This window comes from Marivirga tractuosa DSM 4126, from assembly GCF_000183425.1.
In the GTDB taxonomy this organism is placed as follows: Bacteria; Bacteroidota; Bacteroidia; order Cytophagales; family Cyclobacteriaceae; genus Marivirga; species Marivirga tractuosa.
This window is the reverse complement of sequence record NC_014759.1, coordinates 4145001-4170639: the sequence shown is the minus strand read 5'-3', so window position 1 is coordinate 4170639 and position 25639 is coordinate 4145001. Positions and strand designations below refer to the sequence as shown.

Genomic DNA, 25639 nt, shown 5'->3' with positions numbered 1-25639 from the left:
TTGAAAAAAGCATAGTATGCTTAAAAATAAATTTACATGGACAAGTCATTAAACTATATTCATCCTGACGCTAAAATAGGAAAGGATGTCGTAATCGAGCCTTTCACCTTCATTGATAAAGATGTTGAAATTGGAGAAGGCACATGGATCGGACCTAATGTCACAATAAATTCTGGAGCTAGAATAGGGAAAAACTGTAAAATCTATTCAGGTGCTACCATTTCAGCGGTTCCGCAAGATTTAAAATTTAGTGGAGAAATCACCACTACTGAAATTGGCGACAATTCTGTCATTAGAGAATACGTAAACATCAGCCGAGGAACCAATGACCGAAAAGTAACTAAAATTGGTGCTAATACTTTAATCATGGCCTATGTGCATATCGCACATGATTGCGTAATAGGCGATAATTGTATCCTAGTAAATTCCGTTCAAGTTGGCGGCCATGTTTCTATAGACGATTGGGCTATTATTGGTGGTGCCACTGCTATTCATCAATTTGTTAAGATAGGAAGTCATGTGATGATATCTGGCGGATCTTTGGTCAGAAAAGATGTTCCGCCTTACGTTAAAGCAGCTCGAGAACCACTTACTTACTGCGGTATAAATTCCGTGGGCTTAAGAAGAAGAGGTTTTAGCAATGAAAGAATAAACGATATTCAAGAGATATATAGGAGTTTATATTTGAGTGGCAAAAATAATGCTGAAGCGCTGGAGAATATTGAAACCTTAATCAGAAGCAGCGAAGAAAGAGATAATATAACTGCATTCGTTAGAAAATCTGAAAGAGGTATTATGAAAGGATACGGAAATTAAACGATTCTTAAAGTAGCCAAGCTGACTTTTTAAGGTTAAATTTTACTTAAAGAATCATAAATCAGTATCCTATGCAATTAATTCTAGAAGGACTTTCCAAAAAATATCCGAAGAATAAGTTATTTGAAAATTTGAATCATACATTCGAAATCAATAATACTTATGCTATTACTGGTGAAAATGGAAGTGGAAAGTCAACCTTAATTAAGATTATTGCTGGAGTAATAGCCCCAAGCAAAGGGATTGTGAAATATGTTGAAAAGGGTAAGTTAATTGATAAAGAGAGCATTTACCAAATTTTAGGAATTACCGCCCCCTATCTAAATCTCATAGAAGAATTCACTTTAAAAGAGCATTTAGATTTTCATTCAAAATTTAAAACTACCCTAATGAATACCGATATAATGGAGGAGATAAAAAAGGCAAACCTAATTCAGAGCCTTAATAAACCTATAGCTGAGTTTTCATCTGGGATGCAACAAAGGTTGAAATTAATTTTATGTTGCAGTTTCAATGCAAAAGTTTTACTTTTAGATGAGCCTACATCTCACTTAGACTCGATGGGGATCGAATGGTATAAAGACCTAATTAACAGAACCTCTAATGAAAGAATAACCCTTATTGCATCAAATAACCCTGACGAATACAATGATTTTGCAAAAAAAATCATTAATATTGAGGGATAATACAAAGAACACGTTTTGTAAAAAAATTAAATATTTTATTGGATTATGAACAATAATTCAGACTTTTAGACTTTAGAATACAAACAATTAATCTATCATTATGAAAAGGAACATTAAACTATTGAGCTTCTTAGCATTGTCATTTGTTGTAATACTTAGCTCATGTAAAAAAGACGAACCAACTGCAGAAGAGAAAAAAATTGAAGAATTAAAAGGAACTTGGAATATTGTAGGAGCAAATGTTTTAGATGAAGCATTATCCGGAGTTTCAATAACATTTACAGTTGAAAACACTACCTACGCAGTTACTGGTTTACAAGCATTTGCTGATGCAAATTTAAATCATAACGAAACTTTAAGTGGTGATGGAACATTTTCTTTAAATGATAATTTAGATGTAGTTTCATTAAGTCCTGGTGGAGATTTAACGATTGCCTCTTTGAATAAAGACAATGGTAATTTAACATTATCTTATGAAGCTCCTTTTCCAAAAGGTACTGATGATCCAACCAACATTACTTTAACTTTAGAATTCGTTGAATAAACAAAATTTATACTACATTTAAAGCCGTCCTTTGACGGCTTTTTTTTTATCTTTTCCTTTCAAAATGAAAGCATTACAACAATACGGCCCTGTATTTGAAGAAGAAGAAATACACAAAAACAAAATGCTGCATCTTTACCGCACAAAGGGTGCAGAGGCTTTCAGCAGGGAAAATTTGGAAGCTCATTTTACTGCATCGGCTTGGATAACAAATCCACATACTAACGAAGTCCTTCTAATTCATCATAAGAAATTGAACAAATGGCTCCAACCGGGTGGTCATGCTGATGGTGAAACGGATCTAGAAAAAGTTGCGAGAAAAGAAGCAAATGAAGAAACTGGACTTAGCAATTTGCTATTAGTTTCGGATATGCCATTTGACATTGACATCCATATTATTCCAGAAAATAAAGGAGTCCCCCAACATTACCATTATGACGTGAGGTTTGCTTATTTTTGCAGTGACAAAAATGACACTCAAATAAATCATGAAAGTAATGACTTTCAATGGGTAAATATTAATCAGGTTGAACAACTTACAAAGGAACCATCACTATTAAGAATGGTAGAGAAATCAAAAACTATTTTAAATGGCAAATAAAATTCTGATATATGGCGCTAACGGCTATACGGGTAAATTAATAACTCAAGAAGCGAAGGCAAAAGGAGTTAAAGTAGAAATAGCAGGGAGAAACGAAGAAGCAATCAAGGCTTTAGCTAAGGAAACTGATTACCCATTCCATATTATTGAATTAGCCGAAACCAATAAATTAGAGCAGCTCCTAACAGACTTCGATACTGTAATTCATTGTGCAGGTCCCTTTTCTGAAACGGCTATACCTATGGTAGAGGCTTGCCTGAAATCAAAGACCCATTACCTTGATATTACGGGTGAAATATGGGTGTTTGAAGATATCATGAAGTATCATGAACAAGCCAAAGCATCTGGGATAGTTCTTATGCCTGGAGTTGGATTTGATGTAGTACCAACAGATTGTTTAGCTGGATATCTAAAGGAAAAACTACCTTCTGGAAATTCATTGGAATTAGCTTTTGTGGGCTCCAAAACAGGAATGTCCCGTGGCACAGCAGTTACTATGGCCAAAAACATTTCGAAAGGTGGATTCATTAGGGAAAATGGAGAACTTAAAAATGTTCCATTAGCGTATGAAGTCAAAGAATTCAAATTTTCCCATAGAAATCAATGGTGCATGACCATTCCTTGGGGAGATTTAATGACTAGTTATCATCAAACACAAATCCCTAATATAAAAGTATTCAGTGGAGCAAGCCTCAAAATGATAAAAAAAATAAAAAAGTATAGAGGCTTAAAATTTCTATTAGGAATAGGTTGGATTCAGAAATTAGTCAGAAATAAAATTGAGAACTCAGTTACAGGACCAAATGAGGAAAACCTACAATCTGGAAAAACTTATGTGCTAGGGAAAATAATGGATGACGCTGGAAATAGCTTTTCAGCAGAATTAATTACCCCAGAGGCCTATTTTCTTACAGCTAAAACAGCTATAAATTCTGCCTTAAAACTAGAAAACGCTAATTTAAATGGCTATTTAACCCCATCTCAAGCTTTTGGGGTAGATTTTATTTTGGAATTTGAAAAAGTAGAAAGAATTGAAAGGGCATAAAAAAACCCCGGTGAACCAAACCGGGGTAAACTATCAACCTTAAAATTACGCCCATTTGAATAAATGAATCGTAAAGCTTAATACAAATGTAAAACGCTTTTTTTAAACAGAAATAGCACAAATACTATTTAAGTCATTCATGTAAGGTTTTTTATATATTACAACATTAATTGTTTAAACATATGTTCAAGGTTAACACTATTATTTTACTAATTACTTCCACCATATTATTTGCATGTAGCCCTTCAGAGGAAGAATTGATGCAAGAAAGCAGGAAAAATATGGGATCTGAAAATTATAAAGAGGCTATAAATTACCTAAACAAGGTGATTTCTAAGAATAATACTAATTCCGATGCTTTTAACATGAGAGGAGTTGCACATCTCCAGCTATTAGATTATTCGAAGTCAAAAGAGGATTTTACAAAATCTATAAAAATCGACTCGTCAAACTACAAGCCGTATTATAATAGGGGAAATGTGCATTTAGAGACGAAAAATTACGAAAAAGCATTATTAGATTACAATAGAGCTATAGATTTACGTCCTAATAATGCAGATTTATATATAAATAGAGCCACTGCCTTATTTGAATTAAAGCAATATGATGCGGCTTTGGAAGACAATAGATTTGCTATTAAGCTCTCACCGAATAATTATATACCATACCTTAATAGTGCGAAAACATTGTTGCAGTTTGGTTCATTCAACAAAGCAGACAGTTTACTAGATTTAAGCTTAAAAATAAATCCTGAAAATGGAGAAAGCTATTACTGGAGTGGATTCATCAAAATCAATACTGACCAGAAAAGCGAGGGCTGTGATGATTTAATAAAAGCCAAAAACAGGGGCTTTCAGGATGCAATTGAAGCCCTGGAAAAATTCTGCGAATAAAAAAAAGGGAGTCACAAGTCACTCCCTTCTACTTTTTTTACCTGGAGGCTAATAATACCATTGCAAAAGCTATAACACTTAACCAAAATTTATAAGTAGCTAAGGCTGGGATCGCAATAATTCCTAATTCCATAAAAACTAGCACTAGTATTATTACAATAGCAACCAGCTTAATTAAATTTCTTGATTTTCTGCTCATAATGTCAACTGTTTTGGTGATTTCAAGTATAAATATATCATTCTCAAATTACAAATCTGCACTTCATAAAAAATTAACTTAAATTCGCCCCTTGAACTATGGCAGAAATCAATAGCGATATTAATCAAGCAAAAGAGTTACTCGATGCTGACCAGCTAATCGGACTACCAACAGAAACAGTGTATGGGTTAGCAGGAAATGGCTTAAAAGCTAATGTGGTAAGTAAGATTTTTGAAGTAAAAAACAGACCTCATTTCGATCCTTTAATTCTACATTCATACAGTTTAAATGCAATAAGTGAGTATGTTAAAGAAATACCTGAAACGGCAAAAATCTTAGCTAAAGCATTCTGGCCAGGCCCCTTAACTATTCTTTTGGAGCGCAACGAGAAAATTCCGGATTTGACTTGCTCAGGACTAAATAGGGTAGCATTCCGCATTCCCAAGCACCCAAACGCATTAAGCCTGCTAAAAATATTGGATTATCCTCTGGCAGCTCCTAGTGCAAATCCGTTTGGATATATCAGTCCTACAAATTCCCAGCACGTCCAACAGCAATTGGGTGATAAAATACCTTTTATTTTGGAAGGGAAAATAAGCGAAGTAGGGATTGAATCTACAATTGTTGGATTTGAAAATGGCGAAACGGTAATTTATCGATTAGGGGGATTGGACGTGGATCAAATAGAAAGCCTGATTGGGAAAGTTAGAATACTCCCCCATTCTAGCTCAAAACCGGATGCCCCAGGTATGTTGAAAAGTCATTACGCCCCAAGTAAAAATATTATTTTGGGAAACATTGAAGAATTAATTGAACAAAACTCCAACCTAAAACTGGGAGTTTTGTCTTTTTCAAAATACTATAAAGATGTTGAAACATCATTAATGCTATCAAAATCAAAAGATATGCATGAGGCCGCAAAAAACTTATTCTCCCATCTTCGTAAATTAGATGAGAGTAATGTAGATTTGATTATTACCGAAAAGGTACCTTCAGAAGGTTTAGGTAAAGCCATTAATGACAGGCTGCAACGTGCAGCAGTAAAAGAATAAATATTAAACCATAATTATAACTCAATGAAAACCGTAAAAGATTATTCATTCGAAAACAAAACCGCATTAATCAGAGTCGATTTAAATGTCCCTTTAAATAAAGATTTTCAGGTAACCGATGATACAAGAATTAAGGCCACAATCCCAACTATCAAAAAAATATTGGACGATGGAGGGAAAGCTGTGTTAATGTCACACTTAGGTAGACCTAAAAACGGACCTGAAAATAAATTCTCCTTACAACATATAGTAGGTGATTTAGAAGAGGCATATGGCACGAAAGTCCATTTTAGTGAAAAAACTATTGGTGAGAAAGCAGAATCTGCAGCTCAAAACTTAAAAAATGGAGAAGTTTTGTTACTGGAGAATGTTCGTTTTCATGATGGCGAAACCAAAGGCGATGAGGTATTTGCTGAAGCACTTTCAAAATTAGGAGATGTATATGTCAATGATGCATTTGGAACGGCTCACCGAGCGCATGCGTCTACCACAGTGGTCGCTAAGTTCTTTGAAGATAAAATGGCAGGCTTCGTGATGGCTGCAGAGATCGAAAATGCTGATAAGGTATTGGAAAAAGCAGACAAGCCCTACACGGCCATTATGGGAGGGGCTAAAATCTCTGATAAAATATTAATCATTGAGAAATTATTAGCTAAAGTCGATAACCTCATCATTGGAGGTGGAATGTCCTATACATTCTTTAAAGCTATGGGTGGAAAAATCGGGAGTTCGTTAGTGGAAGAGGACAAACTAGATCTAGCAAAGGAGTTAATTCAAAAAGCCAAAGAACAAGGAGTGGAATTAAAACTACCAATTGATTCAATAGTAGCTGACAATTTTGCCAATGATGCCAACACAAAAATTGCTCAAAATCACGCCATAGAAGATGGTTGGATGGGCTTAGACATTGGACCAGAAGCAACTGCTATTTTTCAAAAAACAGTAGAAGAATCCAAAACGATACTATGGAACGGGCCAATGGGAGTTTTCGAAATGGAGAATTTTGCAAAAGGCACAAAATCCATAGCAGAATCTGTTGTGAAAGCCACAGAAAATGGAGCTTTCTCATTAATTGGTGGCGGTGATTCAGCGGCTGCGGTTAATAGTTTAGGCTATGGAGATAAAGTAAGTTATGTATCAACTGGCGGTGGTGCTTTACTTGAATATATGGAAGGTAAAGAATTGCCAGGTGTAGCTGCATTGAAAGCTTAATTACAAAAAGCTAGTAATTTTCCGCTAGCCCTGCTAGCGGAATTTTCACTGACTTCTTTCTTAATTTACCTTCTGGCGTAGCTCTTATTTTCTTATTTACCCTTGCCAACCGCCAGAAGTGGGAAAAAGAAAAAGACTCCTATCATCGAGAATATCAATCCACCTATGGTGCCTACGGCCAGAGAGAACCAGAAAACTTCATTTTGTCCACTCATGACGAATGGGATTAAACCAAAACAAGTGGAGAATATAGTGAGTAAAACTGGTGCGGCTTTAGTACTTACCGATTTCAGGAAACTTCTGCTATTCTGAATCTTTCTATTTTTAAAATCATATAGAATATAAATACCCGCATTTACGGTTAACCCACCCAACATCACGAAAGCAGCGTAGCCCCCTTGATCGAAATAAAATTCAAACCATCCAAAAGTGAGGAATAAGCCAATGAATGATAGCGGAATCAGTAATAAAATATAGAATGGTAATTTAAAGCTCTCGAACAAAATACTACAAATAAAGAAAATGGCCACTATCAGTAAAAGCAAAAGTGAGTATTGTTTCTTGGCAGTGTTAGAGCCCCAATTGAAAGATTGTCTTTCTGCACGGTAACCTAAAGGTTTAATTTGATCATAAGTCGTTAAGACCTCTTCCAAATATTTACTTCCGAAGCGGGAAGAACCATAATACTCAAAGGAGAGTATCCTTATATAGCTTCTGTTTTCTTTATAAATGGCATTTACAGTGCTTTCTAATTGCAATTTGCTCAGGTTGCCAGTAGGAATCCGTTTTCCTTCATAACCGAGACTGTATTGCTCTAAAGCAAATTTATTAAAATCATCTGCCTTAGCAGATGCCAAAGCCACAGGAAACTGTTCTCCATTAATTGGTAAATATGCTGTAGCACCATTCGCAGGAGCATGCATTCGAATGGCATTAGTAAAATCTGAAAGACTTATATTATGAAAAGCCAATTCCTTCAAGTCAGGACGGATGATATATTCCTTACTTTTTTGGTCACGCCAGCTCATTCTTTCATTAGTGTTCACTTCCTGAATTCGTGGATGTTCCAATAGCATCTCGGCCAGTTTATCGGCCTGATTTTCCAATTCGAAATAATTATAGCCTTTTAAAGCCACTCTAAAAGATGGAATTCTATCACTCGAGCCAGTAGAAAAACCCTGACCTACTCCGTAAACGCTCCAATTGACCCCGCTCCAATTGGTACTTCTAGACGACAAACGTGCTTTGAGCTGATAAGGAAAAGCTGATTTTTCATAATCCTCCTCAAAAATAATTTCAATGCTACCGTATTGGCCCGAATAAATTTGAGTAGTGAAAATATCAATACCTTCTTGCTGAAGCAGAAAACCTTCAAAATCCCTCATTATGGTATTCATCTGCTCCAGTGTATTACCATAAGGCAATCTTCCCGTGATGTACAACCTCGTCTTTTCATTTTGTCTATAGCTCGATCGCTCATAAACATTGCGCACAAAAAGTCTCAAACTACCACCCAGCCATTTATCGGAAATCGGACGAATATCATCCTGATAAATATCCGAACCGATAATTTTATTGTACCATTCTTGGTCTTCCCATTTGGCTGGCAGCATAAAAATAGGCAAGCCAAATGCTAATAAAAGTAAGGTAAAAAAGGCTTTACGGTATTTAGCTGACCAATGAATGGCACTAGAATATCGATTGAACCAACGCACTTTCCTGCGTAATTGCCTCATCGTATTACCTTTCCTTTTCTGATTTTGAGTAGTAAATAACAATGCGTAAAGCGATGGTGTGAAAAACAAAGCCACCAACAAGGAAACACCCAACAACAAAGCCACCACTTTAGAGAAATCCACCAGATTCATTTTTTGTTCTTCGGGCAATAAGAAAACCAATAATAAAGCAGCTATGGTAGTTAAAGAAGCGGCCAAAAGTGCCAAGAACAGATGACGGTTTTTGTATTTGTGGATGTGGTCGATCATCACTATCGCATTATCGACTATCAATCCAAAGGAAATGGTCAAACCCGCCAATGAATAGAGATGAATTTCCGTATCCAATGCCCAAACGCCAATAATGGCCAGGGAAACATTCACCAGAATGCCTGCAAAAAGCACCAATAAATAGCGCCAATTACGGTTGATCAGAAAAATAAAAAGTATGAGAATACTGATGGAAAGAATAGAACGCTCATAGAGTTTATCCAGCTCTTTTTCTAGATATTCAGTATCGTCATAAACCAAACGGAGTGCCACGCCTTGAGCCAGATTATCCTCAATTTCATTTAGTCGAGACTTTACTTCTCTGGCCAAGTTGATTCGGTTTACGCCCTTCCGAGCCTCCACTACCAATGTCACAAAATTTTCACCATTGATTCTATAGTAACTACTAGGCTCTTGTTCTTCCAGATCAATATCGGCTAAATCTTTTAATCTGTAACTTTTACCTGATTCCTTTTGGGTAATTTTCAGTTCAACGATTTGTTGAATATCCGTAAACCTCTGATCAAGTACCAAAACGTATTTTTCATTGCTTGCACTTTGTGCCAAGCCGGGATATCGTAACTGACCACCTTGCTGTAAAGCAGCTCTTAAATCAACAGGACTTAGTCCATAAGCTTCCAATTTTTCAGAATGGAAATTGATGCTGATTTGTAAGCTATTGGCTCCATAAACGGGTAAAGATTCGATTCCTGCAACATTTTGCAATGGCTTAACAATGGACTCCTGCGTGATTTCTTTTATTCGGTAAGAAGCAAAAGGGCCTCGAACCGTATATCTTAGAATGGTTTTATTTTCTCCTTCTTCATCATCTCCTCCACTGCTTTGCAGAATGGGATAGCTCACATTTTCATCCAATTCGGGATATAGCTGACGGACTAGAGTAGCTACTTCAAAGCGCTTATAGGCTAAATCTGCATTTTTAGAGAAGCGAAGTGTGATATTTCCGCTTCCATAACGAGACTGGGAATTGAGTTCATCCAAATCCCTCAATTGGGAAAGAATGTTTTCCAGCGGTGCTGTAGCCAGTTTCTCCACCTGCGTAGGATCTGCATTACGCACATTAAAATGCAGACTGATCTCAGGCGTCTGATAAGTAGGGTTCAGGTTGACCGACAGTTTGGGAATAAGGGCCAAACCCATTAAACTGACGACTAAAAAAGCAATAATAATTCGAAATGGGGTCATTGAGGGTAAAGATAGGAATTATTGGGGGATTGGAAAGAGGTAAACTAGAGTTTAAGTTTATCAAAAATATTTAAAATCACTAATCAAATTTACCCAAAGAAAACTGGGCACTCAACAAAAACTGTCTTGGTCTCATTTGAAATTGATTAAGCACATAAATATTAGCATCTGCAAATACTGAAATATAGTTTTGATTATTCAATAAATTCCTGCATTCGAAGGTTAAATCCAGGCCTATCTTATTAAAGATGTAATTGTATGACACATTCAGAAATTGATTAAAGCCTGTATTCTCATCAGAAATAAAATTATTATTAGCCTGAAATTGGACTCCAAAATATTGACTTTCAGTTACAAAAACGTCTAATAAAAGCTCATGCATATCTCTTCTTAAGAAATTGGCCCGAACTTCATTAATTTCATTAAAAAAGAAATCCTGTCGAAAAGAATAATCATATTCAACAATGGAAGTCAAGGTACCTCTTGCCCCAAAACTATAATTGAAATTATTATTTTCAATATCTGAAGTACTACCGTTTAAAATTCTTGGACTCCGCATTTGCATGGCAGTCGAATTAACAAAAAAAGTAGTCTTAATGGAATTGAAATACTTGCTTATGTCCATTGATACCATTTGTCTGGTTGAATTAATCTCATCTTCCAATGAATTAACAATGGACGCTCCTTGCTGAGAATAACTATAGCTTTCTTGAATGTTGGAATTCATCAGGCCATATCTGTAGCGAAAAGACCAAAAGAAGGCTTTAATAGGATTTCGATATTGAATATTTCCGCCAATAGTTTGTGATTGAATTTCTTCCAGAGGCGTTTCAAACCTCAATAAATTACGATAAGCTCTTAAAATATACCCACTGTGAATTCTGTTTGCATTGCCAAATTCATTTTTGATTGCTGCATTGAAATTTGCTTTCCAAAAGTTGTTGAATTTGTAGTGCGCATTGAACTCAGGCTCGAGATTTAAACGAGTATAACTGTTTTCTTGTGTAGCTAAATCATTGCCTTTGATCCAGAAGTTCCTGTAAAACAAAGGGAGTTTAAAAGTCAAAATCCACTTTTTATATGCATATTCTGTCTTAATGTTTATATAGGAAGAAAGATTAATTAAGCTCAAATCATTTGATCTTAAGGAATCTGAAGACTCTTCACTTTCATTTTCCGCATTAATTTCTGAATGTAAGTCCTCAGATGATAAGTTAAATCCCATCTCAGGATTCACTAATAATCGTCCGAACTTTTTTGACATGCTCATTTTATTTTTTGTATCCAAAATATCCTTATTCAGATGCTGGATAGCAATTGGAGTATTCCCAATTACATTCGGGAAAACCGCAGGATTGACACTGAGTAATTCACTATTTTTGATATAATTAGAACTGGATTTAAAAGTAATCAAAGAATTAAAAACCTTTTTAATTGCTAAAATATCATTCCGAATCCATAAATGAGACTGATCTAAATCCTGATTAAAATCTGACTGATTGGTAAGATTCAGTGAACCAAATTTATTATCTACAGTAGAATTAATGGAAATGCTCTGTTTGTAATAGCTACTACTTATATTTTTCTCTAAAAATAGTGCCCCTTTTATAACATTTGAATTAAACTCATTTCTCTTATTCTCTGATAATTGAATGCTGTCATTGGGTGTAAATATTTGTGTTTCTGTACTCCCGTTTAGCACTTTCCCTGCATTCAAGTAGTTAATATTGCCTTTTATCTCCCATTTTTCATTGACTTTTCTCAAATAATTAATACTTCCCAAGTGCGATTGATTATCTAACCAAAATTTTTCATTAAATGGAGGTTGGTTAATAGATTGAACTTCCAGGAGATAATCTTTTTGTCCAAAATTTAAACTAGAAGATCGAAAGGATTGCAGTTCTCTTTCTAGATTATTACCAGTATTGTTTGATTGAAAAGAAGCTATCACTTGTTGTTTCTTGTTAAATAACATCGGACTGACGTTGGCTTCCCATAAAGCCGGACTTAAACCTCCGCCCAATTTCCCACTCCCGGTTAGTGTGACATTTTTATTGAGCTTAATATTTAATGAAGTTTTATTAGAAAAAACCAAACTATCATAAATTCTGATCGGTTGATGGTTTTCCAATATTTGAACATCGCTTACTGCATCTGCCGGTAAATTATTATTGGCTAAATTATATCTACCTTCTAATAGGTCAAGTCCATCAATATAATATTTTTCGATAGGCTCTCCCATATAGCTTACACGACCATCACCATCCACTGATATGCCCGGTAATTTTCGCAATACATCGGCTATCACTCTATCCTGTTGACTTTTGAAAGCATTGACAGAATAATTGATGGTATCACCAAAATCAATAATGGGAGGTGCTCTTAACTTCACCTCATCTAACTCCACAACATCTTCTACCATTTTAACGTCAATCTCCCTTGAAGCGTCCACAAAGACTGCCTTTTTAATCTTTTTATATCCGATATAGGAAATTTCTAATATTACACTATCTGCCTCATCAAATGGGATTTGATACTTACCATCCCTATCTGAAATGCTAAAATCTAAGATTCTATCTCTATTATTTTTTAATAGAACAGATGCCCCTATGAGCAATTCTCCTCTGTCATTTTCAACTTTACCAAAAATTTTGAATTGTGCATAAGCATTGGTTAAACCAATACTGAAAAAAACTATTATGGTAAAAAATATTCTCATTCCAGCTCAATAGGATTATTGGCTGAGGGTTTCTTTGGTTTTCCACTCATTTGAGAAAAGAGTCTTTTGGCCATGGCTTGGGAATTGGCTTCATAATTTGCCATCATTTGCTTGTATTCTTGCTGGGTAAGTACTTGATAATCTTCATTAAGCAGATTCCTCTCGATTTCATAATTTCCTTTTTCCAAACCAACAAGATCAAACTTATAATGCTCTTGGGTATCATAAACGGATATTATTAGTCCTGGCAAACCATAGAATTTATAAGGGCCGTCACTAATAGCTATTTCTGGATCAAACCAGGCAATATAATCTCTTCCTGCATAAGAAGTGGTGGCTTTTTGACAACTGTAACCATTGATACTTTTGGTTTCATTGATAATTTCCCAATCCATCAAATTTAGTGGCTGATAGTATTTATATAAATTGGTCATCATTTCCTGAAGAATTTCCATTTTGGACTGCCCATAGACCTTATTAACCTTCAATTTAGTCTTTGTCCTGGGTGCTTCAAGCGTTCGCTGAACTAATTCTTCATTGCTCATCTTACCTTCATGGATCTCCAAAAATAATGAATCTCTTAGGGCATTATTATAACTAAGGAATTGAGATAATTCATTGTTGACGTATAATAAAAATGTTTCTGAATCCTTATTCATATTATTAGTAGAATCTGGTTGATGGATAAGCTCATAAGTAGCTTTAAAGCTGGATTGCACAGGCAGTTTCATATTCAGAGTTGGGAGTGCTACCGTAAAAAAGAGGAAATAATATTTCATACTTTTAATCCGATTTTATAATAATCCTAACAAAATATTTAATTTATCAACATTGGTTTACAATTACTTCATTCCAGCTCAATAGGATTATTGGCGGAGGATTTTTTTGGCTTTTTATTACCGTCCATTTGTGAAAATACTCTTTTGGCCATAGCTTCTGCATTAGCATTGTAATTTTCCCTCATTCGCTTATACTCAGCTTCGGTTATTAATTGATAATCTTCATTCACTAGGTTTCTCTTTATTTCATAATTCCCTTTTTCCAAACCGACCAAATCAAATTTATAATGCTCTTGGGTATCATAAACTGATATAATAAGACCCGGCAAACCATAAAATTTATAAGGCCCATCACTTATAGGTATTTCAGCGTCAAACCAAGCCACATAATCTCTACCCGCATAGGAAGTAGTAGCTTTTTGACAATTATAGCCGTTGATGCTTTTAGTTTGATTTCCAATAGTCCAATCCATCAAATTCAGAGGTTGATAATATCTATACAATTCTGTTGTCACCTGATGTAAATTTTCAATTCTGGATTCCTGAAAAATCTTGTTAATTTTTACATAAAAATTGGTTCTGGGTCGACTCATCGTTTGTTGTACTATTTCCTCCGTGGTCATATTGCCTTTTTTTATTTCCAGCCTAATAGAATCTCTCAAAGCATTGTTGTAACTCAAAAACTTTGATAATTCATTGTTAACATATAGAAGAAAGATTTCTGATTCTTTGTTTTTTTCATTGGTAGAATCAGGTTGATAGGTCAACTTGTATGTTGCTTTAAAGTTACTTTGAGCGTGAGCAGTGAAACTTAAGATTGAGATTAATAATATAGTTATTGACTGTATGTATTTCATTAAAGTAAAGTTTAGTGTTAAGAAAAAAACATACTGACAAATCTTCATCAGTATGTTTAAACATATTACATTAGGGATTGTCTTCCTCCATTACACCAATAATCTATCGCCCAATCAAGATTTCTTTCAAAATTTGCTTGATTTTCACCGCACAAATCACCAGAAACACCGCATTCCAATGTAACATGAGCGCAGACTCTTCTATAGTCTTCGCCTTTTAAATCTGACGTTGGTGTTGCAATTGAAGATGATGTTGTACAAATTAATGATAGGGCACCTATGGTACCGAAAAATAACTTTTTCATAACTTTTTTGGTTTAGTTTGTAAATAAATTAAAAATCAAACTCATTTTAACTAAATCATGAAAACAAACCTTCCTTGAACTACCAAAGGCCTAATAAGGTGGGACAAGTCAAATTTCTTCACTCTGCAGGTTTTGCTCAAAACAGTTTTTGCTAGCGGGTGCTGTTCTGAATCAGTTTATACATTTTATAGTAATACTGAGTTGATATTGTAAATCAAAAAGAAAAAAACGAAAAAGCAAAACTTATTACATTAGTTTTTGTCACAAACTAAAAGCTTATTTAAATAATTATACTTCTATGAAAATATTACAATTTCGGTCTGATCCCTAGAAATAAATCTTAATTCTTTCATCTAATAACAATTAGAGGAGTTTTTGCGAGCATATATGACTATTTTAGTTAATTCAAACTAATTATATAGTAGGTTTAAATATTCAAATAGTGGCTCTATTTGTACATATGATTTCTTATTAAAAACCCGCATATAAAAACAAGGAGATAAACTAATAGCAGAAAACATTTCATTTAGTTTAAACCAATTTTCTTTGATTATAAACTAGCAATGTAGTAGATTTAAGTTTGAACCAAAATCAATATGTCAAAAAAAATATTTTTACTGTTCATCTCCATCGCATTCTGGGCTTGTTCTAAAGAAGAAAAGATAGATGAAAAAACCGCTACAGAAAATGTCAATAATACACCTCCCAACACTATGGTCACGGTCGATACTGCGATCAGTTCCCCTTTCTACTTATTAATCGAAAGCTCAGGTAAAGTAAAAGCGCATAAAGATGTCACAATTTTAGCGGAAACAAACGGCACTATTCAACAAGCCCATATTAAATCAGGACAAAAAGTTTCAGCGGGCGAGGTATTAGTTCGGCTAAATCCTGAAGAAGCGCAACTACAGTTGCAGTCTGCTGAAATCAAATTTGAAAAAGCCAAACTAGAATTTGAAAATAGCCTCATCGGTTTTCCGAAGTTAATTGCTCAAGAGAATCCGGAGCAAGACAGCCTTTACCAAAAACTAAAAATCGGGAGTGGCCTGCAAGAAAGCAGCATTCAACTCAAAGAAGCTCAATTATCACTTCAGAAAACAGTGATTAGAGCACCATTTTCCGGCACTTTGTATGATGTCCAAGCCTTCAAAGGTAAAAGTGTGAAAGCTGGGGATGAATTATTCGCTGAATTTAACCACCGCCTTTTAGTGGAAGTCAATTTATTGGAATCGGAAGCTTTAAACCTTAAAGAAGGTATGCCTGCAGCAATTCGAAATCCGGCAATGGATGAAAGTTTTACAGGCGAGGTTTACAGCATCAACCCTAAAGTAGATGAAAACGGTTTGGTGCAAACGCAGATCCTCTTAAAAGGAGAACATGCTCTTTGGCCGGGTATGAACGTGGAAGTAGAGATTAGAATCCCGAAAGGCGAACGATTGCAAGTGCCGAAAGGCAGCTTGGTATTGCGTTCAGGAAAGCCGGTTGTATTCTCGGTAGAAAATGATTTGGCAAAATGGAATTATGTAGAATTCGGATATGATAATGGTAAAATGGTAGAAATCACAGATGGCATAACAGCTGGAACAGTGGTCATTACCAATAACAATCTGCAGTTGGCACATGATGCCCCTATCAGCATTCAAAATTCAGATAACTAATGACCCGCTATTTCATCCAAAGACCCATAGCCGTCATTATGTTTTTCATCGCACTCATAGGATTGAGTGTTTTAGCATGGTTGAATCGGCCAGTTTCTTTATTACCCGATATTGATGTGCCTGAAATGGCCATCAGAGTCGATTATGCCAATGCCTCTCCCGAAGCTATAGAAAATAACATTCTCAAGCCCATGCGGGAATCTTTGGCTACCATGCAGGGTTTGTCTGATTTACAATCTACAGCATCAAATGAAAATGGCTTGCTTCGCCTACGGTTTAACTATGGGCAGCGAATGGATTTGGCTTTTGTGGAAGTAAATGAAAAAATCGATCGACTGACAGACCAATTCCCTGCTGATATGTCTCGGCCAAGAGTAATTCGAGTTAATTATACTGACATTCCTATTGCGAAAGTTCAATTGATTCCCACAGATGCTGCCAATATGATTGAAAGCTCACGACTGGCAGAAAATGTCATAAAAAAGCGAATTGAGCAAATTGAAGGAATTTCTTTGGTCGATTTAAACGGAACTGTAGATGAACAAATCAAAATCATTCCCGATCTCAAAGCTTTGCAAAGAACAGGATTAGAACTAGAAGCCATTTCTCAAGCCATTCAATCGGCTAATCAAGAATTGGGCGGAGTAGAAGTAAAAGATGGGCAATACCAATATTATATGCGCATGGCCGGCAGATTGAATAATGCGGAAGATATTGCGTCAATTCCTGTCAGAATCAATGAGGATAAATATATTCCTATTCGCCAATTGGCAGAAGTAAAAACCGCAGAGGAGAAGGTCAGCGGATTTCATTTCTTCAATCAAAATAGAGGCATTGTAATGAACATCCACAAGCAACCCCAAGCGGTGATGACGGATTTGATGCCCGAAATTGAAAAATCCATTAAGCAGTTTAAAAAAGATTATCCAACATTGGATATCGCCATTACTCAAGATCAATCCATTTTCCTAAAAGCAGGAATTAACAATTTACAAGGCAGTTTGCTTTTCGGTGGATTGTTTGCTTTCGGTGTACTCTTCCTTTTTATGGGTTCTTTTCGATTGCCAGTTATTATGGGTATTAGTTTGCCACTTTCGCTTATTCTATCTTTTCTATTCTTTGAAATATTTGGGTTAAGCATCAATATCATTTCCCTAAGTGGCTTGGCTTTAGGTTTGGGTATGCTGATTGATAATGCCATTATCGTACTGGAGAATATAAGCCGTAAGCGAATGGAAGGCCTCAATCTAATTGACTCTTGCGTGGCAGGAGTAGCTGAAGTTCAGGGCGCTTTAATCAGTTCAGTTTTGACCACTTTGGCTGTATTTGTCCCATTGATTTTCTTAAGTGGAGTTAGTGGAGTGTTGTTTTTCGATCAGGCCGTTTCTGTAGGTATTATTTTAACAGTATCTTTAGGAGTTTCTTTTGTATTACTCCCTCTACTCTATCGCTTATTTTTTAAAAATAAAAAGGATTTTAAAAAAGAGGACAGCCGATTTTTTAAAAGTATCATTCAAGGATTTGAGAAATCGCATCATTGGTCATTTAGAAATAAGAGGCTAAGCTTTTTCATGATTTTGCTTATCCTTCCTATGGGTATTTGGTCTTTCTGGAACATGGAACAAAAAGGCTTACCTAAAATCACCCGAACAGATGCAGTAGTCAAAATTAATTGGAATGAACCGATTGATGTAATTGAAAATGCTAACCGTAGTCAGGAATTACTGGATAATTTGAATAAACAACTTGAATTTAGCGAAACGGACGCTGGCATTCCTCAATATTTACTGAGTTTGGAAAATGCAGAGTTACAGGAAAGCTTGATTTACCTCCAATTTCAAAGTGACAATGCTAAAGCAGAGCAATTGACATTCCTTCAAAATCAAGTAAAGAAATCGTATCAAAAAGCTTCATTTGAAATGGAAAATGCCAAAAATGCTTTTGATATGTTATTTGCCAGCGAAGAACCTTATTTCCGGGTACAATGGCAAGACCCGAACTTAAAAAATGCTAATCCGGAAAGTGTGAAACCAGCACTGGAAAACTTCCCTTGTGATAATTTTCAAGCTGGCCCTTCTCTGGAAGAAGAAAGCAGCATGATCCTAACCATAAAGCAAAAAGAATTATTGCACTATGGCATTTCGCCTGAGCAAATCATCAATCAGTTGGAACGAGTATTAGGCAATTATAAAATCTCTGAATTAAAGCAATTTGCCATTATTACGCCAGTGGTTTTAGAGACTGATGAAAAAGCTTTTGCCGATTTATTGAAAACTGCTAAAGTAAAAAACAATGAAGGCAAGAGTTATGCCTTAGGGAATTTCGTGGATTATGACTGGGGCAACCGATTGAAAAAGATTACCGCTGATGTTTCAGGTACCTATTTTTCAGTAAATCTAGAACAAGAAACTGTTCAGAAGAACCCTGAAAAACTAACAGAAGAAATCAATCAATGGGCAAGTGACAACAGCCTGATTCAAAAGATTTCAGGCAGATATTTCACTGAACAAGAAAATTTAAAGGAACTAGCTTTTATACTATTGATTTCTGTAGTGCTTTTGTATTTCATTTTATCCGCTCAGTTTGAAAGTTTCTGGCAGCCTTTAATCGTAATTTTCACCTTACCATTCGGAATTATGGGCGCTATGATAGTGCTTTGGCTAGGCGGAAGTAGTATCAATATTATGTCGGCTATCGGGATGGTGGTAATGCTGGGAATCATGGTCAATGATGCTATTTTGAAAGTAGATACAATGAACCGCAATTTAAAAGCCCTAGAAAAAAGAGATAAAGAAAGCGTTTATGAAGCTATCTTTTCAGCTGGAAAAATCAGATTGAAACCTATTCTAATGACTTCAATTACCTCTCTCTTAGCCTTAAGTCCAGTCTTACTATCTGGTGGTCTCGGAGCAGAGTTACAAAAGCCATTAGTACTGGCCGTCATGGGTGGTTTGACTATAGGGACATTTACAGCTTTGTATTTTGTGCCTTTGGTGTATTTTCAGGTACGGAGGTTTTTAGGTGTTTAGGTGTTTAGGTGTTGACGAATTGGATATTTGATGGTAGCCATAGAGCATGAAGTGATAAGTTGGCTAGTAGGATCAATGGATCATTTCAAACCCTAAAATAGACCACTATCCCAAAAAAGCATCTAACTAAAAATTTTGAAAATAGGCTTTACCTTTTCAACTTTGTCACTTCCTCTTTAATTTCTAGCACAATGTCAGTAAGTTCTCTTAAGCTCATAGGAGGATTTTCATTATTTTTCACATCAGGAAATTGGGTACTAATAAAAGCTTTTGCCTCCCAAATCTCCATTACGCTCTCAATGGGAATTTCATAAGGAGAATAAACGGTATTATCTGAAACCATAAATAACACGCCTTTTTCCTCAGCATAATTGAACACTCTTTTATATACCACACCTTCCTGCTCACTTACGATGATGTAGGTTTTACCATTTCGGATTGAATCAGGACTTTCCACATATTCACCAATAATGATAGTGCCCGGCTCCAAAGGCAACATAGAATCACCACTGATTTCAAATGCGCGATAAGTACTATTTCGAGGCAAATTTGGCAATTGAAAACGTGGGAGTTCTTGCAAATATTCAGGATCTGCATAGCCATTGGTATAGCCGGCAGAAGCTTTTTGAGGGACTAATTCAATGTTTTCTCTTTCTTGGCTATCCACTGTAATTGCCAAAACTTTAGTCGGTTTTTTAGTAACCACCATCGGGCTGGATAAATCCTTTCCCAATAAATCATCTACACTGACATTAAATAGATCGGATAATTTCAGTAAAGTTTGAATCCTTGGGTCTGCTCTACCCTCTTCATAAGATCCAATCTGCGGGCGCTTCACTCCTAACTCATCAGCTAAGTCTTGCTGCGTCCACCCCTTCTCCTTTCTGAGGTATTTAATATTGTTATTAATTAAGCTCATTTTTTATAAGAATCAAGAATCAAGAGCCTAAAATCAAGACACTTTCATCGTTTTTTTTTGTATTAAGTTTTAAGTTATAAGCATTAAGTTAAATTTAATTATAAACGAGTATGCAAACTTAACTTCAACATCACTCTACTCAATTTTCATTCATCTTAACTTTACTTTAAGTTAATTACATTTTGAAGACTATCAGTACTGAACTAAATATCCCACATCTAACATCCATCAACTTGTATCGAGTATCTAGAAAAATCAAACTCCCCAATTCCATCTTCTAATTTCCTACTCCCCAATTCAAACTTATATCATTTATCTTAAATTTCGTTATATTCTTCTTTCAATTTTTATAAACCGGTCTGAACTAAACTTCCATCCTCCAAAACATTAATTCTCATTTTGTCAACTGTCTATTGTCAATTCTGCCCATTCCGCTCTGACCTTCGCTGCTGACCCACCAAACTTTCATATTCCTGCTGCCTAATTCCCTGCCAGCTGGCGGGTTAGGGGCCTTAAGGAGCTCTAAAAATCATCAAATCATCCATTTCTCTATAATGTTCATTCATATGATATAGCACCTTTTGATGCAAAGAAATTTTATCTTCCGCTCGGCTAAAACGACTCCTAATTCTATTGACCACTTCACTTACTGTATCTTGTGGTTCAGCTAGTGTATAACCGTACCATTTGCCATCTCCTGTTTTCGTACGAACATGAAAATGTACCTGACACCTTCCTGAATTAAGGCGTTTACTAGACAATCTAATTTTTACATCCATCCCACTTAATAATTTTAAAAGCCGTGAACTTTTTCGAATAAATCACTATTTTTTTTAGTAATTTTGATAATAAATTTAGTATTAATTATCAAAAAAGCCAAATAAAAGCTAATTATTTTAGTTTTATGCGAGAAAACACTACCAGATTCATCATTCATTTAGATATGGACACCTTATTCGTATCTGTCGAACATTTTTTAGATTCAACCCTAAATGGTCAGCCCGTTATCGTTGGGGGCGGACACCGAGGTGTGGTAGCTGCCTGTAGTTTGAAACTAGGGCGTATGGTATGCATTCGGCAGCGTAGTGTGTACATTTGATGAGACGAATAATTATTTCCCCTAAATCAATATTTGTAAAAATCTGGTCTTCCAAATCAATTGCTATTGGAAAATCAGCCACACTTCTGCCAGTTTGAAGAGCTCCTTCTTGTTGTTTCAATTCGTATATTCTCTGAACATCAGAAATCTTCAATTCTCTTTCAAATTCCTCCAGCACTTCTACACTTTCTTGGCACTACCTGAAAAGCAGAAACATAGACAATAACATAAGTATAAAATTTCTTTGCATTCTATTCAATTTTTTTTCAGAATAATATTAAGAACACAATCCTCCTATACTACTAAAAACTTAAAATGAAATACTTATTCGAGATGAAAACACTTAGGTGAGATCAAGTAATTCTTTCCACTTTGCGGGTTTGGTCAAAAGCTGCTTTCGCTAGCACTAACAACTCTACATCCATACCATTTTTCATGTGTATGTTAAGCTTTTCAACTGTCACATGGAATCTTTGATTAAAAATTCAACTTCGGTTTGTATAAAATTCGAAGTAGAATTTTTAATGTCGATTTCAATAGTATTTTTGAATTGATGTCGTAAATCAAAAAACAAAAAAAATGCAAAAGCAAAATAAATTACATGAAATATTTAAATCTTAGTTTGCTATTTATGCATTAAAATGTAGGATATTTCAATTCAAAACAGCTCTAAAACTAGATACTAATAGTGTTAAGCTGAATTATTATATATATGATAAATTTCAAAATGAAATAAAAATTACATCTAAAAAGAATAAAAAACAGGGATAAGTAAGGAAGCAATTATCCAAAAAATAATGCCTAGCGGAGCCCCAATTTTAAAGAAATCCTTGAATTCATAATTCCCAGCACTGTAAACCATAGTGTTCGTTTGATATCCTATCGGTGTCATAAAGCTGGCACTACCTGCCATCATCACCGCTATTAAAAAAGGTAAAGGACTAAATCCTAATGCTTCTGCTATAGACATGGAAAGTGGGGCCATCAAAGCAGCAGCTGCATTATTAGACATAATTTCAGTAAAAATCATAGTCACCAAATATATACCCGCTATCATAATAAATGGAGCAGTTTGATTTTCTGTAAATGCTAAAAAATTAGTAACCAACCAATCATTCAATCCACTCTTCTGCATAGCTGCGCCAAAACTCAAGGACCCTGCTAGCAAAAATATTACTTGCCAATCTATAGATCGATAGGCATCTGTCATACTAATAATCCTGAAAATGCCCAATAAAAACACACCTGCCCAGGCAGAGGCAACGATGGGTAGAATATTAAAGGTAGCCGTTAAAATCACCAATATTAAAACACCAGCTGATATATACAACTTCTTTTTATCCGGTATGTCCAGATCACTTTCTCTAATAGATAAGAAAGGTGCATTAGGGTTGCTTTCTGCCTTTTCTAAAAGTTCGTGACCTTTTTTACTGGTTTGTAACAACAAAATATCCCCTACTTTCAAGCGGATATTTTCCATATCATTAAATTTTCGTTTACCTCTGTGCCGAATAGCCAATAAGTGAGAATGATAATTTTTCAAAAAACTAATGCTTTTCAATTTTTTATCAACCAAGTGAGTACCGGGCATAATAATCACTTCCACTACTTTGGTCTCTTCTTCGGGGAAATACTTATCCGTTATAGATTTTACTATGGATAGGTGCTGATCGGCTACTACTTTCTTTACCTTATCAAGTTCCCCTTTAATCAACATCACATCTCCTGTTTGGAGCTTCGTATCCATCTTTGGATTTCTGATGGTATTATCCTCTCTTCTTAACTCCTGTACTTCAAAACTTAAATCTTTTTCCTTGAATAATTCTTCTATGCTAATACCCTTTTTCTCATCAGGCAATTCTTTTATTTTAACTTCAGTCAAGAATTTTTTGATCTGACTTTCATCTTTTAAAGGCTTGACCTGAGACTCCTTTGGTAATAAATGCTTACCTACAAACATCAAATACAGTAATCCCACCCCTAAAAATACTAGTCCAATAGGTGCCATGGTAAACAAGCCAATTTCATCGAAACCCTTATCTTTAGCAATACCTGCTACTAAAAGATTAGTAGAGGTACCGATTAAAGTGCAAGTCCCCCCCAATATAGCTCCATATGATAATGGTATTAAAAATTTGTAAGGGTGTAAATTAAGTTTCTTAGCTGCTTTTGAAACTATTGGAATAAACGTTGCCACAACGGGCGTGTTATTAATAAATGCAGATAACAGCCCCACCCCAGAACTCATTCCCAAAATAGCTCCACTGTATGACTTGTTAAAAAGGCGAGTAGCCATAGGCGCCAATAATTTTATGACACCAGCCCTTATCAACGCACTACTTAAAATAAACATAGCCGTGACGGTGAGTGTTGCACTGTTTGCAAAGCCAGTGAAACTTTCAGCTGGTTCCAAAACACCAAATACAATCCAAGCTACCATTACTCCAATTGCTACCAAATCTACGCGAACAGCTTCCGTAGCAAATAAAACAATAGCTAACAGTATAACTAAACTGGTAATAATAAAGGATAGCTCCATACATTTCGAATATATGAGCCTACAGCTTGTAAAGCAAGCATTAATTTTAATTCAGCTGACAGAGCTATCAAATTCACGGTTAAACTGCAATCAATATCATAACCAATAATTCAACTTGTCAAAGAGGCCATGCAGAGTCTATCATAGAAAAGGCATAAAAAAACCCTGATAGTTTTCACTATCAGGGTTATAAATAAAAGTTGGCAACGACTTACTCTCCCACCTTTTACGGCAGTACCATCAGCGCTGGTGGGCTTAACTTCTCTGTTCGGAATGGGAAGAGGTGTACCCCACCGCCATAGTCACCATAAAGTCTGTCATTCTCTGTATAGAGCATGAACTTAATTTCTTTATGATACCTTGTCCCATTTTACCGGGAGGGTGTATCAATATTTTATAATCAACCTCTACATTTAGAGATTAATCAACATGTTAAAGTGAAAGAGTCTTAAAGTAAACACAAGACTGTTGAACGGAAAGCTACGGATAATTAGTACTGCTCGGCTATGACATCACTGCCTTTACACCTGCAGCCTATCAACCCCATCATCTATAGGGTTCCTTTAAAGAAGTCTCATCTTGAGGCGGGTTTCGCGCTTAGATGCTTTCAGCGCTTATCCCTTCCAAACATAGCTACCCAGCGATGCACCTGGCGGCACAACTGGTACACCAGCGGTTTGTCCAATCCGGTCCTCTCGTACTAAGATCAGGTCCTCTCAAACTTCTAGCGCCCACAACAGATAGAGACCGAACTGTCTCACGACGTTCTGAACCCAGCTCGCGTGCCACTTTAATGGGCGAACAGCCCAACCCTTGGGACCTTCTCCAGCCCCAGGATGTGACGAGCCGACATCGAGGTGCCAAACCTCCCCGTCGATGTGAGCTCTTGGGGGAGATCAGCCTGTTATCCCCAGAGTACCTTTTATCCTTTGAGCGATGGCCCTTCCATGCGGAACCACCGGATCACTATATCCGTCTTTCGACCCTGATCGACTTGTAGGTCTCACAGTCAAGCTCCCTTATGCTATTGCGCTCTGCGCACGGTTACCAAGCGTGCTGAGGGAACCTTTGAAAGCCTCCGTTACTCTTTTGGAGGCGACCACCCCAGTCAAACTACCCACCACACAATGTCTCCGCTAGTTAGCGGATTAGGCATCAGATAAAATAAGGGTGGTATTTCAACAACGACTCCACCATGCCTGGCGACACAGCTTCGAAGTCTCCCACCTATCCTACACATATTTTACCCAATGTCAATGTGAAGCTATAGTAAAGGTTCATGGGGTCTTTTCGTCCCGTTGCGGGTAAGCGGCATCTTCACCGCTACTACAATTTCACCGAGCTCGTGGCCGAGACAGTGCCCAGATCGTTACACCATTCGTGCAGGTCGGAACTTACCCGACAAGGAATTTCGCTACCTTAGGACCGTTATAGTTACGGCCGCCGTTTACTGGGGCTTCAGTTCAACGCTTCGCACTTGCGCACTAACGTCCCCC

20 protein-coding genes and 2 rRNA genes (1 of these 22 running past the window's edge) are annotated in these 25639 nt (G+C 36.1%); 11 read left to right on the top strand and 11 right to left on the bottom strand.

Annotated elements, in window-relative coordinates; translation table 11 throughout:
- Nucleotides 1–36: 36 nt before the first annotated feature.
- From lpxA to FTRAC_RS17625, 6 genes are all read left to right on the top strand, one after another.
- The gene (gene lpxA / locus FTRAC_RS17650; RefSeq protein ID WP_013455644.1) at nt 37–816 is read left to right on the top strand and encodes an acyl-ACP--UDP-N-acetylglucosamine O-acyltransferase; all 780 of its coding nucleotides are present in this window, start codon (nt 37–39) and stop codon (nt 814–816) included.
- A 71-nt stretch (nt 817–887) separates the two neighbouring features.
- Nucleotides 888–1502: an ABC transporter ATP-binding protein gene (locus FTRAC_RS17645; protein ID WP_013455643.1), complete on the top strand. Its 615-nt coding sequence runs from the start codon at nt 888–890 to the stop codon at nt 1500–1502.
- A gap of 100 nt (nt 1503–1602) precedes the next feature.
- Complete coding sequence (locus tag FTRAC_RS17640) at nt 1603–2046, top strand: hypothetical protein (protein ID WP_013455642.1); 444 nt, start codon at nt 1603–1605, stop codon at nt 2044–2046.
- A gap of 64 nt (nt 2047–2110) precedes the next feature.
- Nucleotides 2111–2647, top strand: a complete 537-nt coding sequence (locus FTRAC_RS17635) for an NUDIX hydrolase (RefSeq protein WP_041649982.1) — start codon at nt 2111–2113, stop codon at nt 2645–2647.
- Complete coding sequence (locus tag FTRAC_RS17630; protein WP_013455640.1) at nt 2637–3692, top strand: saccharopine dehydrogenase family protein; 1056 nt, start codon at nt 2637–2639, stop codon at nt 3690–3692. The genes FTRAC_RS17635 and FTRAC_RS17630 overlap by 11 nt, the downstream gene beginning before the upstream one ends.
- Before the next feature lie 182 nt (nt 3693–3874).
- Complete coding sequence (locus FTRAC_RS17625; protein ID WP_013455639.1) at nt 3875–4585, top strand: tetratricopeptide repeat protein; 711 nt, start codon at nt 3875–3877, stop codon at nt 4583–4585.
- A 37-nt stretch (nt 4586–4622) separates the two neighbouring features.
- On the opposite strand, the gene FTRAC_RS19855 is transcribed toward FTRAC_RS17625, so the two are convergent.
- Nucleotides 4623–4784, bottom strand: a complete 162-nt coding sequence (locus FTRAC_RS19855) for a hypothetical protein (RefSeq protein ID WP_013455638.1) — start codon at nt 4782–4784, stop codon at nt 4623–4625.
- A 98-nt stretch (nt 4785–4882) separates the two neighbouring features.
- Here FTRAC_RS19855 and FTRAC_RS17620 point away from each other — a divergent pair, with 98 nt between their 5' ends.
- Together FTRAC_RS17620 and FTRAC_RS17615 are read left to right on the top strand one after the other, a co-directional pair.
- Complete coding sequence (locus FTRAC_RS17620; protein ID WP_013455637.1) at nt 4883–5836, top strand: L-threonylcarbamoyladenylate synthase; 954 nt, start codon at nt 4883–4885, stop codon at nt 5834–5836.
- A gap of 24 nt (nt 5837–5860) precedes the next feature.
- Entirely contained in the window at nt 5861–7048 is a 1188-nt protein-coding gene (locus FTRAC_RS17615; RefSeq protein WP_013455636.1) for a phosphoglycerate kinase, read from the top strand.
- Nucleotides 7049–7140: 92 nt separating this feature from the next.
- Here FTRAC_RS17615 and FTRAC_RS17610 read toward each other — a convergent pair whose 3' ends face one another.
- From FTRAC_RS17610 to FTRAC_RS17590, 5 genes are all read right to left on the bottom strand, one after another.
- Nucleotides 7141–10239, bottom strand: coding sequence for an efflux RND transporter permease subunit (locus FTRAC_RS17610; RefSeq protein ID WP_013455635.1), 3099 nt, complete (start codon nt 10237–10239; stop codon nt 7141–7143).
- A 79-nt stretch (nt 10240–10318) separates the two neighbouring features.
- Complete coding sequence (locus FTRAC_RS17605; protein ID WP_013455634.1) at nt 10319–12958, bottom strand: Plug domain-containing protein; 2640 nt, start codon at nt 12956–12958, stop codon at nt 10319–10321.
- A complete protein-coding gene (locus tag FTRAC_RS17600) occupies nt 12955–13737 on the bottom strand; it encodes a GLPGLI family protein (protein WP_013455633.1) in 783 nt (260 codons plus the stop codon). The genes FTRAC_RS17605 and FTRAC_RS17600 overlap by 4 nt, the downstream gene beginning before the upstream one ends.
- A 68-nt stretch (nt 13738–13805) precedes the next feature.
- The gene (locus FTRAC_RS17595) at nt 13806–14594 is read right to left on the bottom strand and encodes a GLPGLI family protein (RefSeq protein WP_013455632.1); all 789 of its coding nucleotides are present in this window, start codon (nt 14592–14594) and stop codon (nt 13806–13808) included.
- Between the two features lie 65 nt (nt 14595–14659).
- The gene (locus tag FTRAC_RS17590) at nt 14660–14899 is read right to left on the bottom strand and encodes a hypothetical protein (protein WP_013455631.1); all 240 of its coding nucleotides are present in this window, start codon (nt 14897–14899) and stop codon (nt 14660–14662) included.
- A 596-nt stretch (nt 14900–15495) separates the two neighbouring features.
- Between FTRAC_RS17590 and FTRAC_RS17585 the strand changes: the two genes are divergently transcribed.
- Together FTRAC_RS17585 and FTRAC_RS17580 are read left to right on the top strand one after the other, a co-directional pair.
- Nucleotides 15496–16557: an efflux RND transporter periplasmic adaptor subunit gene (locus FTRAC_RS17585; RefSeq protein WP_013455630.1), complete on the top strand. Its 1062-nt coding sequence runs from the start codon at nt 15496–15498 to the stop codon at nt 16555–16557.
- Nucleotides 16557–19586, top strand: coding sequence for an efflux RND transporter permease subunit (locus FTRAC_RS17580; protein WP_013455629.1), 3030 nt, complete (start codon nt 16557–16559; stop codon nt 19584–19586). Before FTRAC_RS17585 ends, FTRAC_RS17580 begins: the two co-directional genes overlap by 1 nt.
- Before the next feature lie 148 nt (nt 19587–19734).
- Here FTRAC_RS17580 and FTRAC_RS17575 read toward each other — a convergent pair whose 3' ends face one another.
- Together FTRAC_RS17575 and FTRAC_RS17570 are read right to left on the bottom strand one after the other, a co-directional pair.
- Nucleotides 19735–20505, bottom strand: a complete 771-nt coding sequence (locus FTRAC_RS17575; protein WP_013455628.1) for a helix-turn-helix domain-containing protein — start codon at nt 20503–20505, stop codon at nt 19735–19737.
- A gap of 512 nt (nt 20506–21017) precedes the next feature.
- Nucleotides 21018–21284, bottom strand: a complete 267-nt coding sequence (locus FTRAC_RS17570) for a hypothetical protein (RefSeq protein WP_013455627.1) — start codon at nt 21282–21284, stop codon at nt 21018–21020.
- Nucleotides 21285–21409: 125 nt separating this feature from the next.
- Here FTRAC_RS17570 and FTRAC_RS19730 point away from each other — a divergent pair, with 125 nt between their 5' ends.
- Nucleotides 21410–21604: a Y-family DNA polymerase gene (locus tag FTRAC_RS19730; protein WP_013455626.1), complete on the top strand. Its 195-nt coding sequence runs from the start codon at nt 21410–21412 to the stop codon at nt 21602–21604.
- A 745-nt stretch (nt 21605–22349) separates the two neighbouring features.
- Here FTRAC_RS19730 and FTRAC_RS17560 read toward each other — a convergent pair.
- From FTRAC_RS17560 to FTRAC_RS17550, 3 genes are all read right to left on the bottom strand, one after another.
- Nucleotides 22350–24143 (bottom strand): SLC13 family permease, encoded by a 1794-nt coding sequence (locus FTRAC_RS17560; protein WP_013455625.1) that lies wholly within the window; start codon nt 24141–24143, stop codon nt 22350–22352.
- 198 nt (nt 24144–24341) lie between these two features.
- A 5S ribosomal RNA gene (gene rrf / locus FTRAC_RS17555) occupies nt 24342–24453 on the bottom strand.
- Nucleotides 24454–24614: 161 nt separating this feature from the next.
- Nucleotides 24615–25639, bottom strand: a 23S ribosomal RNA gene (locus tag FTRAC_RS17550); it runs 1872 nt beyond the window's last position.